This is a genomic window from Yeosuana aromativorans, assembly GCF_014646655.1.
Classification (GTDB): Bacteria; Bacteroidota; Bacteroidia; order Flavobacteriales; family Flavobacteriaceae; genus Yeosuana; species Yeosuana aromativorans.
In genome coordinates, this window is the sequence record NZ_BMNR01000003.1 from 403,320 (window position 1) to 421,242 (window position 17,923).

Here is a 17,923-nt window from a genome sequence, read left to right on the forward strand (position 1 = left end):
CGCTTTTTTTATTCAATGAGGCCAAACCGCCCAAGGTATCCTAGATAAAAATAACAGTAATGCCAATGTATAAAAAATGGCTATTATTTTTAGCTTCGCTGGTGATGTAAGCTTTTTTTTATGTTTAGAATAGCCTATGGTTATGAGCGCTACTGCTATGATATTGATTAAAGGGTGCTCAACCAAATACAAACGGTTTATAGAGTCTTTCATAACACCTCCCATTCCCAATTCACTAAAAAGACTTAATCTAGGGGATACAAAATAAAGCAGTAAACCAATAAGCAATTGAATGTGCGACACTATTAAGGTAAAAAGCGAGATTCTAAAATCCCTAGCTTCATATTCTTTTCCAGAAAACCATTTAACCAAAGCATTTACTGATGCTATGATCAAAACCAATAAGACTAAATAAGCCCAGTAGGAATGTATTATTTTTACAGTATTATACATGTTTTAAAAATTAAATTATGTTATAAAAGCAAATGTAATGATTTTGAAAATAAAAAAACCCGCATAATTGATTATGCGGGTTTTTGATTAAATATAGATTGTTAGTTATAGCTTATAAAGCAACCCATTTACCATTTTCCTTAATTAGTTTAACAGAAAATTCTGCTATACCTCCAGCATAAACAAGATAAGACACCAAATATTTTTGCCCTTCTGCTGCGTTTGGATCAATATGGTCTAATAAAACACCTAAGGAATAGTTAATATCATCTTGGCTCCAAGAAGAATCATAATCATGATAATTGCTCAAAGTAGCCAAACCTCCAGTAACATTTGAATCTCCTTCTAATGCAGTGGCCATATATTCATAGTCACCACTTGTCACTGTATATCTAATGGTATTATCTGGCACAAACACTCCATTTTCTACACCAAACTGTAATGTAGTAGCTATTGTAGATGTATGTGGTGTCCACATACCATCAACGACTGTATATAAGTTGCCCCTTGTTTGTGTTGCATTAGCAGAGCTAGAATAATATTTGTATATTACAATAACTTGATCATCGTTTTGCCCATATGTATATGGGTTTGTTGTGCTTAAAAACTTGGTGATATAATCATCGGCTGGAATAGAACTACTAAAGTTATCATATCGTCCTGGTTGTCCAGAAGCTTCTCCCATTGAATTATAATCGGAAGCACTCAAATAATAAACCCCATCAACGGCCTCCCATGATGTTCCATTGTACATAAAGTATTCTCCTTTTGAGTCTGTTGGGCCAGTTACTCCAAGTGTTTTAATAGCCATGCTTGAAATTCTCCATCGTCCAACATCTGACCCCAATGACTGATATTTAAATGCCACATTAATAGTTTGCCCATCATAAGCAGAAAAATCATAGTCTTCGGAGAGGGCATTATAATCATCTACTCCTGGAGGAGTAGCCAAGGTAATCTCATCCCATGTAGCCAATGAAACGTCTCCTGTGTAATCTGTTGACACCAATATTTTAAGCAACGAAGGATCTGAAGCATATTTAATGGCGTGAGCTATTTGAAATTTGAGATTGTTAATTCCAGATAGATTAATTGAAGGTGAAACCAACCATTCAATATTATCCTCTGCACTTCCATAGGCATTACCTTGGACGTAACCTGATTGTGAAGTCCAAACATCAAAATTTCCAGCTTCCTCCTTAACGGACCAACCTTCTAAACTACCAGCAAAATTATAGGCAACAACATTAGCCAAACCAACTACTGGAGTTTCAGTATATTGTTTGTAACTTGCCAATACTATTTGACCTTCTGTTGGACTTGCAATATTAGCCATCAAAACATCTGGAATTTTTGTTGTCGCATCTACATTTGGATAGAATCCAAATGCATCACTCCCTGTGGCGGCATAATCATCATTAGTTAATGCATAAACATCTGCTCCTGTATAATCACTAACACCTTCAGCATTTCCAATGTATAAATTATACCCAACTAATACTGATGACCCATTGCCAAAATATGGATACATACCAGTTAAAAAATCTGGCAGCATTGCTTTTGCATCATCTTCAGAATTAAAGCTTCCGTAAGTCAACCCTAATTCATCATAATCATCACTTGTTAAGGTATATTCAGCAGTTCCTACAACACCTTGATCCTGTGAATCAAGTTTCTTATTAATATCATCTAAAGGATTACAACCTACCAAGATTGTTCCTAGAATTATTGTTAAATAAATTATTCTTTTCATGTTCAATTTTTTTAAAAATTAAGTTTTACACCAAGACTAAATGTCCGTCCCGCCCCATAATATACAGAAGCATCTTCATATGTATTTGAACTACCATTGTTTGCATCAGAAATATATAATGTATTTAATACATTATTTATTCTTCCTGTAATTGTGGTGTCAAAATCACCAATTTTAAACCCATGGTTTAAACCAAGATCAAATAACCCATATGCTGGCACCTTCCAAGAATCTTGAGCGCCTTCACTGGTTATACTTGTAATACTATAAAAAGCATATAAATCAGAAGCATAGTTATAATCCAGATAAAGTGTAGTTTTATCAAGGAATTTGTAACTAGCTCCTAAAGCAAATGTGGTTTGTGCAGCATCGGTTACTTTTAAGCCTTTTGCAAATACTTCTACAGGGTCTCCTATCAAATTACCAGCCTCATCACGTACATAGCCAGTAGCATTACTATCCCAAGTCCAATCACCTAATGATAACATTCCTGTAAGTGAAAGTTTTTCATCAGGTCTGTATTTAAAATCTAATTCTACCCCTTGGTGTAATGCATCTAAACCTGGCACATTATAATAAAACCTGTTACCACTACCATCACTTCTAGAACCTGACAACGATTTATTTAACCAAGATGTTCTATAAACATTCAAGTTTCCTGAGAGTTTTGCGCTTCTATAGCCATAACCTACTTCAACACTAAACACATCTTCATTAAGAGCGTTTTTGTTAACTTCAGTTGACCTATCGCTCAAAAACACATTACCAGTCAAAAAGGGCGCTTTTGAAAAATATCCAATATTTACAAACACATTGTTAGTGCCGTCTAAATTATAGTTAGCCCCTCCTTTGATACTATACCCAACAAAATTTGCTTTTTCAGATTTCCTTTTAGGATCCGTTGGTGCATATTTTATATAGTCTTGAGTACTATATTGAGTATTTGACAGCGATGTAGCTATAAATGTTGAAATTTGATCATTTACTTGATATTCAGCTTGTGCAAAAAGTCCTGCATTAACATTTTTTCCATCATAATCTTTACTAAATCTATCTCCTACTTTTAAAGCTGCATTATAATTGTTATCAGAACTATTAGGATTTATATAAAACTCTCCTCCCAATAAATCTTTAACTTGATACCAGTGAGAACCAATATAATATCTTGCATCCAAACCTGCTAAAAAGGTAAGTTTATCATTAAAATCAGTTTTAAATGTACTTAAAATGCCATACCATTGATGTGAGTTATGTGAATCATACAAAATATCTGATGATCCTAATGAGCCTCTTGCTGCGTTTTCTTCAGCTACTTTGTCAAAATCTATTGGTTGGTCACTACCGCCCAATCTGTAATCACTACTTCCTAGTTTATCACCATCATCACGACGACCACCGCCGCTACCAAAAGAAGCATATATAGATGTTGACAATGAGGTATTGTCATTGATTGTCCAATAATGGTTTAAAGACATTTGTGGTTTATGATAGAAGTTATAAGATATATATTCAACTTGTCCATTGTAATAACCCCAGTCAGGGTTAAATCTTTGAGGACCAGCTTCAGTAGCTTTGGTTTCCGCTATAGTTCTTCTATTATAATGTTGACCATGAGTTTGTTTTGCTCCAAAAATTGTAAACGATAATCTATGTTGATCATTTATCTCTTTGGATAAGTTCATAAAATAATTGACTCCACTAAATTGAGTTCCTTCAACATATCCATCTCCTGAAATTCTTGCTGCAGAAACCGTTGCTGCAAAACCATTATCCATTAATCCTGTAGAAACAGTTGCTCCATATTTAAAATAACCATCATTACCACCTCCCATGGATATGTTTCCGCCTTGTTCAGCATCAGTGGTTTTTGTTAAAATATTGATTGTTCCTCCTATTGAAGGCACTGCTACTTTAGAAGCTCCTAGACCTCTTTGTACTTGCATTGAACTGGTTACATCACCTAAACCAGCCCAGTTACTCCAATATACTTTTCCGTTCTCCATATCGTTTACGGGAACACCATTAATCATCACCGCTACGTTTTCTGAATCAAACCCACGTAAACTAATTCTACCGTCGCCATAAGCACCTCCTTGTTTAGTTGCGTAAACACCTGGTGTAGATTTTAAAATCTCTGGAAATTCCTGTGTTCCCAGTTTTAGTTCAATATCCGCGGCCTTTACTGTTGAAACAGCAACGGGTGTCTTTCTATCAACTGCTACTGAAGCAATGATTTGAACTTCTTGCAGTCCCACTTCACTTGATGCCAAATTGATGGTTCCAAAGTCTTTGTCCCCAGAAAAGGAAATTGTTTGTGTAGTGTACCCTACATAAGAAATAACAATTTCACCTGAAGAACTTTTTGTTGTCAACGTGAAATTTCCATCAAAATCGGTACTTGTCCCGTTTGATGTCCCCTTTTCAATAACAGTTGCACCAGGCAAAGGCGCATTCATGTCGGCATCCATGATTGTACCCGATACCGTGCTTTGTGCCATTGCAACTGTAGAAAAAACAAATGCTACAGCCAACAATAAAAATTGAGTAGTTTTTTTCATAATCTTTAAATAGAAAAATTAATTATTATTTGAAATTAGTCAGCACAAATTTAAGCATAATATTATTTCCAATATTATGAATATGTTAACAATTGTTAACAATTGTGTGCGTGCTAATTATCTGAAAAATAGGGTTGTTCAGATTGTAGATTTGTTTGTTTTTTAAGAAAATAAGTGTGGTTATTGCAAGTTTCTGTAATAATTTAACAAATTAGCAGTGGAAGAATCATGCTTTTCAACGGCTGTATTGTTAAATTCCTTTAAAATTTTGCTTGCTAATTGTTTACCTAACTCAACTCCAAACTGATCATAGCTGAAAATATTCCAAATAACACCTTGTACAAATATTTTATGTTCATACATGGCGATGAGTTTACCTAAACTTTCAGGTGTCAATTTGTTGATAAAAATAGTATTCGTTGGTTTGTTACCTGCAAATACCTTAAAAGGTATTAACTTGGCGTTTGCTCCTTCTGCTTTTACTTCTTCCTCTGTTTTACCATTTAAAAGCGCCTCTGTTTGTGCTAAAAAGTTTGAAATTAACTTGTCTTGGTGGTCTTGGTTACCATGCAAGGATTTAGTAAACCCAATAAAATCAGCTGGAATGAGTTTGGTTCCTTGATGTATCAATTGAAAAAAGGCATGTTGTGAATTGGTACCAGGCTCTCCCCAAATAATGGTACCCGTTTGATAATCAACAGGGTTTCCATTTCTATCCACGCTTTTTCCATTGCTTTCCATAATTCCCTGCTGCAAATAGGTAGCGAACTGGTTTAGGTATTGAGAGTAGGGAATAATCGCTTCGCTTTCTGCTTTAAAAAAGTTGTTATACCATACACTTATAAGCGCTAAAATAACAGGGATATTATCTTTAAAATCTTCAGTTTTAAAATGGGCATCCATTTTATGTGCTCCTTGAAGCAAACTATCAAAATTATTATAACCAACGGCTAAACTAATGGATAATCCAACAGCACTCCAAAGTGAAAACCGGCCACCTACCCAATCCCACATAGGGAATATATTGCTTGCATCAATTCCAAAATTCTGAACGGTTTCAATATTGGTTGATACTGCCACAAAATGTTTAGCAATGGCATCTTGAGGAGCCGATTTTAAAAACCAGTCTTTGATGGTGTTGGCATTAGACAGTGTTTCTTGAGTAGTAAATGTTTTTGAAACCACCACAAAAAGTGTGGTTTCTGGGTCTAATTTTTTAATGACTTCATTAACATGGTCACCATCAACATTGCTCACAAAATGAGTGGTTAAATGGTTTTTGTAAAACTGCAAAGCTTCAACAACCATCACTGGGCCAAGGTCTGAACCTCCAATACCAATATTCACAACATCAGTAAATGGTTTTCCTGTAAATCCTTTTCGTTCGCCGTTTACAACCTGATTGGTAAATGTTTCAATCTTTTGTTTTACTTGATATACTTCTGGCATCACATTAACGCCATCAACCATACACTTATAGTTTTTTGGCGCTCTCAATGCGGTGTGCAATACGGCTCTTCCTTCGGTTTGGTTAATAATCTCGCCCGAAAACTGACTGTCAATAGCGTCCCTAAGCTTGACCTGATCTGCCAGTTGTAATAAATATTTTAGAGTCTCTTCAGTGATTCTGTTTTTTGAATAATCTACATAAAAATCATCCCATTTGATGGTGAAATTATCAGCACGATTTTTATCCTTGGTAAATAATTCTTTCATGTGAACATCTTGAATGATCTCAAAATGTTCTTGTAGTTGTTTCCAAGATTTAGTTGTTGTTGGATTTATATTTGGGAATGCCATTATTTTGCTTGAGAGATTAAATTATTTTCCATTGGTAACTTTGGTTTTACTTTTTTAAAAGGAATGCTATCCAGTTTTGCTTTTATGGGTTTTATAAAATCAAAATACTTGTTTTTAAGGTTTTCAGAAATAGGTTCGGCCTCTGGCAGCTTTTCCCTTAGTGGATCTACCTGTCTGCCATTTTTCCAAAAACGATAACACACGTGTGGGCCTGCTGTATGACCTGTCATACCTACCCAGCCAATAATGTCACCTTGTTTTACAAACTGACCAACTTTAACTTTTCTTTTTAACATGTGAAGATATTGCGTTTCATAAGTCGCATTATGTCTTATTTTCACATAATTACCATTACCACTTGTATAACTGGATTTTGTTACGGTTCCATTGGCCGTAGCCATAATGGGTGTTCCTATTGGTGCTGCAAAATCAGTGCCCTTGTGAGGTCTTATTTTATTACCATAATAGGCTATACGCCTTTTTAAATTATATCTGGATGATATTCTGCTAAATTGAACCGGTGCTTTTAAAAAGGCACGACGTAGGTTTTTTGCTTCGTCACTAAAATAATCCCGTATGTGTTTTACGCTATCGGTTTCAAACTCAAAAGCATAAAACGGTTCGTTATTGTGTAAAAAGTAAGCTGCCTTTACATCATGAACACCGGCATAAATAGTGTCATCTATATACTTGTCGGTGTACAAAACTTTAAATTTATCCCCTTTTTGAAGCCTATTGAAATCTATGGTCCAGGCATAAATTTCATCTGCCATTTTGTAGGCCAGTCTTAAGCTAAGCCCTTGGTCATCCAAAGCTTCAGAAATATTGGTTTCAATGATGCCTGTGGCAGATTTTTCAATGTAAGTTATGGGTTTTCTTTTTATGTAGGCGTGAATGGAATCTTGAAAATTAATCACCACATACTCCTCAAGATTAGGCTGATAAATAAAACATTGTGGCTGTTGTAAAGAATCCTTTGAACAAAGTAATGTATATGGTTTTCCTACTCGTAATCCTCTTGCAATATCAAAAGTATCTTTGGCTTTTTGAACAATATTAAAAATCTTAGGGTATCCTATTTTATTGCGTTCTAAAATGTCTCCGAAGGTATCACCTCGTCTTATTGTATCACGTTTAACAACAAAATCATTTAAATTAAATCCAAATTCATACACTTCTTCTGGCTCAACAACAGCCAAATCCTCTTGCTCTTTTTCTAAATTTTGCTCTACTTTCTCTTTACATGAAAAAATCGATATTGCCAATAAAAATAGTATTAAACTTCGGCTCCCCATTCTTCTAATTCTTGTTTTGTCCATAATTCTGGAAAAAATATTCTTTTTTGATATTTTGGATGCATATACTTTACCCATTCACTTCCTCCTGTTGCTTCGGCAGTCTTACCGCCTATGTTTAAATAATGATTTGCTGTGTTATAATGTGCCATAACCCATTTTATATTAACGGTATAATCATAATGGCGCATGGCTTTTATTAACTGTTTATTGTCTTTTTCCTTTTGTGGCAATCCTTTGAATTTTGTCCACAAATTGTGTGTGTTATAAAATTTGGTAAATCTAATAAATTCATCTTTGTATTTGTCTTCAAAAACTGTTAATGTGTAACTTTTTTTGCCGGTTTTATAATCTTTTCCGGCTGCTTGCCAATATAAATGCTCAAATGCATTTTCATAGGATGAATTTCTATCTATGGTATCTCTAAATCGTTTATCAATTAAATTAATAAGTTCTGTTGAGGCAAACTCTATTTTTCTGTATTGTGCGCTTTGAAAACCACTTGCTGGTGTTAATGTAGTCCTGAATTTATTATACTGTTCTACATCCATACCATCTTTCATGATACTGAAAGAAGAGGTCAACATATCAAAATAACGGCTAATCCGCATTAATTTAGATGAAAATGTAGCAGCATCTACCGCATCGTTTTTTGCCACCTGTTCTATTTCACCAAGAATCATTTTAAACAATAATTCATTGATTTGATGGTACATGATAAACACCATTTCATCTGGCAATGCAGTTCGTGGCAATTGAAGATTTAAAAGCGCATCGGTTTGAATATAGTCCCAATAATTAATGGGCTTGCTGTGCAACAATCCTTCTAAGTGAACATTCAGATCCTGCTCAAGCTTTTTATATTTATCGTTTAGTTGATCGATTATTTTTGTTTCCAAGCTTTTTTAGTTATCAACAAGTATTTTGAAAGAATGCTTCAAGCCTTTAAAAGCTTCAAGGTCAGCCCTTAAAGATCCCACGGCCAAATCTGCCCTGATGCGCAAAGGTAATTTATTTTTGTCTTTTGAAACCCATAGCGTTAAACTTTCTTCCTCTTTAAAAACACGGCCTGCCATAACATAGGGCCTGAATTTTAAACATTCTATGTTTCCAAAGTCAGTGCTAATGGTTTCTTCTCCCAAATATTTTAGTTTAAAACCATAGTTTTCTTTATCAAAAAACATATCGGTTCTTATCTCATCGCCCTTTTTTAGGTCGCTTGGGTTAATTGAATTACGCAAATAGTAATAGGTTGACACCATGTCTTGAATATTTGGTGTAGTAGCATATACCGTTTTGACATTGTTTTTTTTATCATTGACATAGGCTTTGTTTTCATTGTGGTCAAAATCTATTTCAATGTCTTTTGTATAGCCGCCTTCATCTATATTTCTTATGAATTTGTAAGGCAAGAGGGTTTCTATATCAAAGTAGCTTTCATACCTATCTTTCACTTTAAAAAACCATTTGATCATCCCGGTTGTCCAACCTTTTCCAACCACATGGAAAACATCTTTGTTATTCAATTTGGTTTCTTTGACCGATAGTGTGGCATTACCTGCTTTTAAAAATCCACTATAGCTCATCCTGAATTTAAACCATTCACCATCTCCAAATGAAGCATCATTTTGTGACAATGCCATTTGCATGGTGATTACTGATAGTATTATAAGTAGTTTTCTCTTCATTTGTTTGGGGTAAATATAATGTAAACTTTAATACATTTATTTTATTATGTATAGAATAGATTTTTACAATTATTGTTCCAAAAGTATTAAAACAAAAAAACTCCATCAAAATAAAATGATAGAGTTTATTGATTATGAGGAATTTGTTTTGCTTAAAGTGTGCCTCTGTTTGCCTGTTCACGTTCAATAGATTCAAACAGTGCTTTAAAATTTCCTGCACCAAAACCTTTGGCTCCCATACGTTGGATGATTTCAAAAAATAGGGTTGGCCTGTCTTCAACAGGTTTTGTAAAAATTTGCAGTAAATAGCCTTCTTCATCGGCATCGACCATTATGGATAGCTTTTGAAGTTCACGCATGTCTTCATGCATCATGTTTTTATGTTCTCCAAGCCGTCTCGGAATATCATCATAGTATGCTTGTGGCGGCGGTGGTAAAAACTCAACGCCTCTGGCTTTTAGTTGGCTTACGGTTTTAATAATATCATCTGTTGCAACAGCAATATGCTGAACACCTTCGCCTTCATAAAAATCAAGATATTCTTCAATTTGAGAGCGTTTTTTGCCTTTGGCAGGTTCATTTATTGGGAATTTAATCCGTCCGTTACCATTGCTCATCACTTTGCTCATTAATGCTGAATACTCGGTATGGATCTGTTTGTCATCAAAGGACAAGAAATTTTCAAAGCCCATCACATCCTCGTACCATTTTACCCAGTTGTTCATTTGCCCCCAACCTACATTGCCAACCATGTGGTCAATAAATTTAAGTCCTACCGGTGATGGGTTATAGTCAGATTCCCATTTCTTGAAACCCGGTAAAAAGACACCTTGATAATTTTTTCGTTCTACAAATATGTGAACGGTTTCACCATACGTATAAATGCCCGATCTTACCACTTCACCAAATTCATCGGTCTCTAGAACAGGTTCCATATAGGGTTTTGCGCCCCGGCTTGTGGTATCTTCAAAAGCCTTTCTGGCATCTTCTACCCAAAGCGCTATGACTTTTACTCCGTCGCCATGTTTGACAATATGATTGTTAATTGGTGATTTGCTATTTAGTGGCGAGGTGAGTACTAATCTGATTTTATCTTGTTTTAAAACATAACTCACCGAGTCTTTTGAGCCAGTCTCCAAACCTTTGTATGCATAGGATTGAAACCCAAAGGCTGTTTTATAATAATGAGCCGCCTGTTTGGCATTGCCAACATAGAATTCTACATAATCGGTGCCTAAAAGCGGCAGAAAGTCCTGTGCCCCTTCAAATATTTTTTCTAAACCGTAGTCTACTGATTTTACTTGTTTACTCATTTTTTTAATTTTGAATAGAGAAGATAGAACAGAGACAAAAGACTTTAGAGTTTGTTTTGAAAACCCATTGTCATTTTTTGAAACTCTTCTATTTTTTCTTCAATCTTTGTTAATTGTTCTTGTGTAATATAATTGCGTTTGAAAGCTACTATTAATTGTGTCTCAAGTTCGAATGATGAGCCAAGGGAAATATCTATAAAATGAGAAAAAGATTTATCTGTTCTTGATGAACCTTCGGCAATATTACTGGGTATAGACACTGAGCTTCTACTAATTTGAGAATGTAAGCCAAATTTTTCATCTAATGGAAAATCTTTCATTAGGCTAAAAACATCATCTACAATTTCAATGCCTAACTGCCATATCTTCAAATTCTTGTAATTATGTCTTTTCCTAATACCCATTTTCTGTTTTCTCTTTTCTTGCCTCTCTTTTCGCTTTTTTTATTCCAACCATGATTTATAATAATCCCCATCGGCTATTTTCATGGCCTCCTCGGTGACCATAAGCGGTTTAAAGGTGTCAACCATTACTGCTAACTCGTCGGTCTTTGTTTTACCAATACTTCGTTCAGTCGCTCCGGGATGAGGCCCGTGTGGAATGCCTGCCGGATGTAGCGATATGTGACCCGCATCAATATCATTTCTACTCATAAAATCACCATCTACATAATAGAGCACCTCGTCACTATCAATATTACTGTGATTATAGGGGGCTGGAATGGATTGCGGATGGTAATCATACAGCCTTGGTACAAAACTGCACACCACAAAGGCATCGGTCTCAAAAGTTTGGTGGACCGGTGGCGGTTGATGGATGCGGCCTGTGATGGGTTCAAAATCATGAATTGAGAATGCATAAGGATAGTTAAAGCCATCATACCCAACCACATCAAACGGATGGGAGGCATACACCATTTCAATGATGTCTCCTTGCTTTTTTACTTTTATTAAGAAATCACCTGTTTCATTATAGGTTTCCAGTTCTTCTGGTCTGCGAATATCGCGTTCGCAATATGGTGCATGCTCCAACAATTGACCAAACCAATTTCTATACTTTTTTGGCGTGTAAATAGGTCTGTGTGATTCTACAATAAAGAGCCTATTGTCTTCTGTATCAAAATCTATTTTATGAATAATGCCCCTTGGAACTAATAGGTAATCTCCATATTTAAAATCGATATTTCCTAAATGCGTCCGTAGTTTTCCGGAGCCTTTGTGAATGAAAATCAATTCGTCAGCATCGGTATTTTTATAAAAATAATCTTTCACAGATTGTTTTGGAGCGGCCAAGATAATAGAGCAGTCACTATTGGTCAAAACCGTTTTTCTGCTTTCTAAATAATCGTTCTCTGGTTGTATTTGAAACCCTCTAAACCGATACGACTGTATATTATTGGCCTTAGCAATCTTTGGCACCACACTGTATTGTTTTTTGATTTCCTTGACTTGAGTGGGGCGCTGTTCGTGGTAACTATTGGTTGACATACCGTCAAAGCCAATGGTACCGAACAATTGTTCAGAGTACAGACTGCCATCTGGCTTTCTGAACTGTGTGTGCCGCTTGGGGGGAATCTTTCCTAATTTATGATACAATGGCATTTCTTTTAAATTTTAAGATTAATAATCAAAGTTTAAAAGCGTAAACCCTTAAACCTTAAAAAGATACGTAAAATTATACTAAAAGCATGCTCATTCAGGATTTCTCTTGATGAGATAGTGTAGATATTGTAATAAGCCTTGCCAAAAGAGTGTCATACACTCCAAATATCGTAAAAAAATATTAATCCAAGATATTGTGAATGCCTTTTAACCAATCATTAAGATTTGTCTCATTGGTATTAAATGCTATGCTATTATTGCCATACGGCTGATATTTTTCAAGTTTGGTAACCTTAAAAAACCCAACGACTGGAATTTGCGACGCACTTGCCAAATGCATAACCCCATTATCAGGCGCTATAAAAACGGCTGTGTTGGCCAAAAGACCACACATCTCACGTACATCTTTGCTGTAAAATGTTGGTGCCTTAAAATTAATTTTTGAAATGTTCTCAATGGGCAGTAACTCCATGATGTTATAATTTGGAAAATCAGTTTTTAAACGCTCATAAAGAATAGCCCACCAATCTTCATCATAAATCTTATCTCCTGTTGCATTTGTGTAAATACAAATGGTTGGTTTGTCGTTTTTTACAACACCTTTTAAAATGGCTTTACCGGCACTGATTTCATCAGCGCTCAGTTTAATGTTTAGTGTTGCAATAGGCGTTTTGTTTTCTGGAAAGCCTAAGGTTTTTAAATAGTCCCTTAAATGATACACGGGATATTTTGCTATGTGGTCATAATCATCAAATTTAGATTCCAAATTATTATCCGTTTCACCAAACACTTTAAACGGGGCATTAACCAATTGTGTAGACAGCCTTCCGGAAGACGAATTTTTATCACCATTAATAACCAAATCATAGGTGTGCTTTTTTAACTTAAACCAACATCCTATATATTTTATAAGCTCGTTGAATGGTTTTCTTGGAAGCTGTATGATGTTTTCAACTTGTTCGTAATTTTGAAATACCAAATTGGCAACACCTCCTTTAACAAACAAATCAATTTTACAACCTGGAAAGGTGTTTGTAACTTCTTGAACCAGTGGTGTCAATAACAATTGATTACCTAACCTGTGATTGGGACGTGAAATTAAAACACGCTTAATAGTTGGTTTTTCACCTGGCTTTAAACTAATTTTTTTGTTTGAATTCCCGATGTTTTTTGTTAAGCGATGCATGATTCGCATCCTTAACATATTGATTCGTTTTGAGACTTTCATCTGTTACTATTTATTTGATTTTTAATGGTCAGATGCGGCATCCAAATTGTCATTCCGAAGTGTGGTTTTAAGGTTAGCAATGAATGTTTCATTAGTTGCTCTGTTCCATAAAGATTAATTTTGCAAAAGTACTTTATTATGGGTTTTTAGCCTAACATGTGAATCACATATTACAACTAACTATTAAAACCAAAATCCAACATTAAAAAACCAAAAACCTTGTTTTGTTTCTGGAGACCATGAATACTTTGCTTCTATAGGGCCAATAAAGGTTTCTAAAGAATATCCCAGCGCATATCCCGTATAAGTTGGTGCAGAAAACCAGTTTCCTGTTTCAAAAAGATTGTCTTCTACGTTGGCTATGTTGCCGGCTATATTAAGGTGGTTTTTTTTGAAAATTTCATAATCCACAGTCAATGTTGATTTTACAAAACTATTGGCCGCCAGTGAAATAAAATCATAGCCATAAAAAGGGATTAAATTATTGATCAAATGATTACCATATCCTCCTAACGCAAAATTGAGATAGGGTCCACCAGCGCTTTCCCCAATTTTAAAACCGCCTTGTGCCGTTAAATTTGCCGAGACCTTTTTAGATAAGCTTTGGGTATAACCAATAGTGGCTTTAGCAATGGAAAACGGAGAAAAATTCTTGTTATAATCAGACGAGTAAAGGTACATGTGAAAATCGCCGTCAAACAAAAACCCTTCTGTGGGGAAATGAAAATTATCGTAGGTGTCAAATTTTAGCTTTCCAAACAAACTGTAATAATTACTTTTTTCAAACGTGGTCTCTTCATTATTTGTGTTTGTAAGAATGGTTTCCGAAGTAATTTTCAAATACTTTTGCTCGGCTCCCAGAGTTAGGGAAAAGTCTTTTCTAAAGAGTGTTTGCAAATAAAACTGATTGGTAAAATCTTTTAATGTGACATCTAGTTTATTGACGTTCATTGCAGTTAATTGTTCAGGTGTTAAAATTGATTGAGCCAAGATGTTTTTGTTAAACTCATTGTACCTTGATTTAAAACCAACACTCCAATAAAAACCGTTGTCAATATAATATTCCAAATTATACCGAATATTATCACCAAGAATAAGGTCTAATGAAGCCACGTCATTTTTCATGAGCCATCGCTTTTTTGTGATGTTTAATAACGCAGAACTTTTGTACAACTTATCATAATGGACTCCCGCTTTTAAAAAGGTGGTTTTTGAACTTTCTTTTACTTCAGCGTTTAAATTGTAACCATCATCATATTGGGTAGGCTTTAATTCGTATAAAAAGCTGTCAAAGTTATTTGTGGCCACCAAGTTGTTGATGCCTTTATTAAAATCATTGTAACTTATCTTTTGGTTATTCTTTAGTTTTAGTTTTCCCAAAACATAAGCCCTTGTATAATTTGTGTTCCCTTTAATGGAAATAGAATTGATCTTGATACTATCAATAGGCTTTATATGTATCTTTTTTCTGTTTTCTTTTGATTGGTGCATTGCAATTTGGTGTAAGGCTTCACTATGCTTTAATGCAGCTAAGCCACCCAGCTGAACAAGTTTTTGGCCTTCACTAAAAGAAACAAGCGTATAATCACCTACATCTGGTTTTATATAAATGTCTGTTTTTTTAGACTTCACTTTCATATCCCTGATGGTTCTGTAATTATTGATTTGAAGTAAAATCTCAGGAGCAGAGTTTAATTCATCCCTTGTTGCCAATGTATCCTGCACATCAACACCAATGATAACATCAACGCCTTTTGCTTTGAGTTCATCAATTGGATAATTATTAACAACACCGCCATCAACCAAAACCTGATCATTAATAACAACGGGTTGGTACAATGAGGGAAGCGCCCCACTGGCCATGACCGATTGCGCCAAATTTCCTTTATCCAAAATAACTTGTTGACCAGTCTCTACATCGGTTGCAATGCAAAAAAACGGAATAGGAAGGTCCTTGAAATTCTCAATACTATTGACCGGCAAAGTTAATTTTGACATTAACCCAAAAGCATTTTGGCCTCTTGAAAGCGCTGACGGTAATTTAATCTTGTAATGATCAAACGGTAATGTCACTGCATATTTTTCAGAATTTTCCCGTTCGTAAAATGTTTTGGCCGCCCTAGGTAAATTGTCGTTTATAAGGTCATCAAAATTGGCTGCCTTGAAAATAGAATCTATTTGATTACCTGTGTAACCAGAGGCGTACAACGACCCAATGATAGCCCCCATGCTGGTGCCTGCAACATAATCCACACGAATACCTAATTCATCAATGACTTTTAAAACGCCTATATGCGCCAACCCTTTGGCACCACCACCACTAAGCACAAGACCTACTTTAATATCATCTTTATCAAGCTCTTGAGAAAACCCAATGAAATAAATAAAGAATAATAATATAAGTAAGCTGTGTTTCATTTATTATGGTAATAGTTATATATTTTTTCAGCTCTAGAATTCCCTACAATCAATTCCAATTCATCCAATTTAGCATGAGCCACGCGTTTTGCAGATTTAAATTGTTTTAACAATTCTACTACGGTCTTTTCTCCTATGCCCGGAATGGTTTCCAATTCTGTATTTAAAGCACTTTTACTCCGCTTATTTCTATGGTGTTCTATTCCAAATCGATGCGCCTCATTTCGCAATTGTTGGATGATTTTAAGGGTTTCACTTTTCTTATCTAAATATAAGGGAATTGGATCATTTGGATAGAATAATTCTTCTAAACGTTTAGCAATTCCTATAATGGCTATTTTACCTCGCAACTGTAAGTCGTCCAAAGCTTTTAAAGCTGACGATAATTGTCCTTTACCACCATCAATAATAATTAATTGAGGTAAGGATTGGTTTTCATCCAACAACCGTTTGTAGCGCCTGTAAACAACTTCTTCCATCGATGCAAAATCATTTGGCCCTTCAACGGTTTTTATGTTAAAATGTCGGTAATCCTTCTTGCTAGGTTTCCCGTTCTTAAATACCACACAAGCCGCCACAGGGTTGGTTCCTTGAATGTTGGAATTATCAAAACACTCTATATGTCTGGGCTCAACCTTTAAACGCAAGTCTGCTTTCATTTGCGCCATAATCCTGTTAACATGTCTATCAGGATCTATGATTTTTATCTGTTTGAGCTGTTCCATTCTGTAATATTTTGCATTGCGAAGCGATAAATCCAAAATGTGTTTTTTATCGCCTAATTTTGGAACCGATACTTTGATGTCTTCGCCCAAATCAACTTGAAACGGCACATAAATCTCTTTTGATTTTGAATGGAACCGTTGCCTAATCTCTGTAATGGCCAACTCTAACAATTCTTTATCAGATTCGTCCAATTTCTTTTTTATTTCCAAGGTATGTGACCGAATGATGGAGCCATATGATAATTGCAAAAAATTGACATAGCCATAGCTTTCGTCACTCACTATGGAAAACACATCTACATTACTGATTTTTGGATTGACAATGGTTGATTTTGATTGGTAATTTTCAAGGACTTCAATTTTTTCCTTTATTTTTTGAGCCTCTTCAAAATGCATCTCTTCAGCATATTGTTTCATCTGCTGCTTAAACTGTGTCAACGAATCTTTAAAGTTCCCTTTTAAAATCTCTTTGATGGCCAGGATGTTTTCATTGTATTCGTCTTCAGTTTCATAACCTTCGCATGGGCCTTTACAATTCCCTAAATGGTACTCCAAACACACCGAATATTTCCCATTTTTAATTTTTTCTTCAGACAAATCATAATTACAATTCCGCAATTGGTAGAGCCCTTTTATCAAGTCCATTAAAGTTGAAACGGTTTTCATACTGGTATAAGGGCCAAAATATTCACTACCATCTTTTATAACCCGTCGTGTTGAGAACACCCTAGGGAACCTTTCATTTTTAATACAAATCCATGGGTAGGATTTGTCGTCTTTTAACATGACATTATAGCGGGGTTTATATTTTTTGATTAGGTTGTTTTCTAAAAGCAGTGCATCAGTCTCAGTGTCAACTACAATATGTTTTATGGTTGCTATTTTTTTTACCAAAACACGGGTCTTGCCATTATCATGTGTTTTTGTAAAATAAGATGACACCCTTTTCTTTAAATTTTTGGCCTTTCCAACATAAATAATAGTACCTTCTGCATCAAAATACTGATACACCCCTGGCTGATTAGGTAGCGTTTGTAGTTGGATTTCCAAAGTAGGCTGACTCATACATCCAAAGATAACACATATCCAAA

The 17,923-nt window shown here is 35.1% G+C and carries 13 protein-coding genes; all 13 read right to left on the reverse strand.

Translation table 11 applies throughout. The annotated features are described in order from the left end of the window. Window positions 1-12: 12 nt before the first annotated feature. Window positions 13-453 carry a hypothetical protein gene (locus tag IEW94_RS08780; RefSeq protein WP_188652074.1) on the reverse strand — a complete coding sequence of 147 codons (441 nt, stop codon included), beginning with the start codon at window positions 451-453 and terminating at the stop codon, window positions 13-15. A gap of 112 nt (window positions 454-565) precedes the next feature. Next, window positions 566-2,206, reverse strand: a complete 1,641-nt coding sequence (locus IEW94_RS08785) for a choice-of-anchor J domain-containing protein (protein WP_188652076.1) — start codon at window positions 2,204-2,206, stop codon at window positions 566-568. An 11-nt stretch (window positions 2,207-2,217) separates the two neighbouring features. Next, window positions 2,218-4,764, reverse strand: a complete 2,547-nt coding sequence (locus tag IEW94_RS08790; protein WP_188652078.1) for a TonB-dependent receptor — start codon at window positions 4,762-4,764, stop codon at window positions 2,218-2,220. 180 nt (window positions 4,765-4,944) lie between these two features. Then, a complete protein-coding gene (pgi, locus tag IEW94_RS08795; protein WP_188652080.1) occupies window positions 4,945-6,564 on the reverse strand; it encodes a glucose-6-phosphate isomerase in 1,620 nt (539 codons plus the stop codon). Continuing rightward, window positions 6,564-7,883 carry a peptidoglycan DD-metalloendopeptidase family protein gene (locus IEW94_RS08800; protein ID WP_229669490.1) on the reverse strand — a complete coding sequence of 440 codons (1,320 nt, stop codon included), beginning with the start codon at window positions 7,881-7,883 and terminating at the stop codon, window positions 6,564-6,566. Before IEW94_RS08800 ends, pgi begins: the two co-directional genes overlap by 1 nt. Continuing rightward, entirely contained in the window at window positions 7,841-8,758 is a 918-nt protein-coding gene (locus IEW94_RS08805) for a tryptophan 2,3-dioxygenase family protein (protein WP_188652082.1), read from the reverse strand. The genes IEW94_RS08800 and IEW94_RS08805 overlap by 43 nt, the downstream gene beginning before the upstream one ends. 6 nt (window positions 8,759-8,764) lie before the next feature. Next, window positions 8,765-9,547 (reverse strand): DUF3108 domain-containing protein, encoded by a 783-nt coding sequence (locus IEW94_RS08810; RefSeq protein WP_188652084.1) that lies wholly within the window; start codon window positions 9,545-9,547, stop codon window positions 8,765-8,767. Window positions 9,548-9,699: 152 nt separating this feature from the next. Further along, window positions 9,700-10,860: a 4-hydroxyphenylpyruvate dioxygenase gene (hppD, locus tag IEW94_RS08815; RefSeq protein WP_188652086.1), complete on the reverse strand. Its 1,161-nt coding sequence runs from the start codon at window positions 10,858-10,860 to the stop codon at window positions 9,700-9,702. Between the two features lie 44 nt (window positions 10,861-10,904). Next, window positions 10,905-11,264 (reverse strand): four helix bundle protein, encoded by a 360-nt coding sequence (locus IEW94_RS08820; protein WP_188652088.1) that lies wholly within the window; start codon window positions 11,262-11,264, stop codon window positions 10,905-10,907. A 39-nt stretch (window positions 11,265-11,303) separates the two neighbouring features. Further along, window positions 11,304-12,461, reverse strand: a complete 1,158-nt coding sequence (locus IEW94_RS08825; protein WP_188652090.1) for a homogentisate 1,2-dioxygenase — start codon at window positions 12,459-12,461, stop codon at window positions 11,304-11,306. A gap of 181 nt (window positions 12,462-12,642) precedes the next feature. After that, entirely contained in the window at window positions 12,643-13,689 is a 1,047-nt protein-coding gene (locus tag IEW94_RS08830; protein ID WP_188652092.1) for a glycosyltransferase family 9 protein, read from the reverse strand. A 183-nt stretch (window positions 13,690-13,872) separates the two neighbouring features. Continuing rightward, a complete protein-coding gene (locus IEW94_RS08835; protein WP_188652095.1) occupies window positions 13,873-16,107 on the reverse strand; it encodes a patatin-like phospholipase family protein in 2,235 nt (744 codons plus the stop codon). Next, on the reverse strand, window positions 16,104-17,897 hold the full coding sequence (gene uvrC, locus IEW94_RS08840) for an excinuclease ABC subunit UvrC (protein WP_188652097.1): 1,794 nt from the start codon (window positions 17,895-17,897) through the stop codon (window positions 16,104-16,106). Before uvrC ends, IEW94_RS08835 begins: the two co-directional genes overlap by 4 nt. Between the last annotated feature and the right edge of the window lie 26 nt (window positions 17,898-17,923).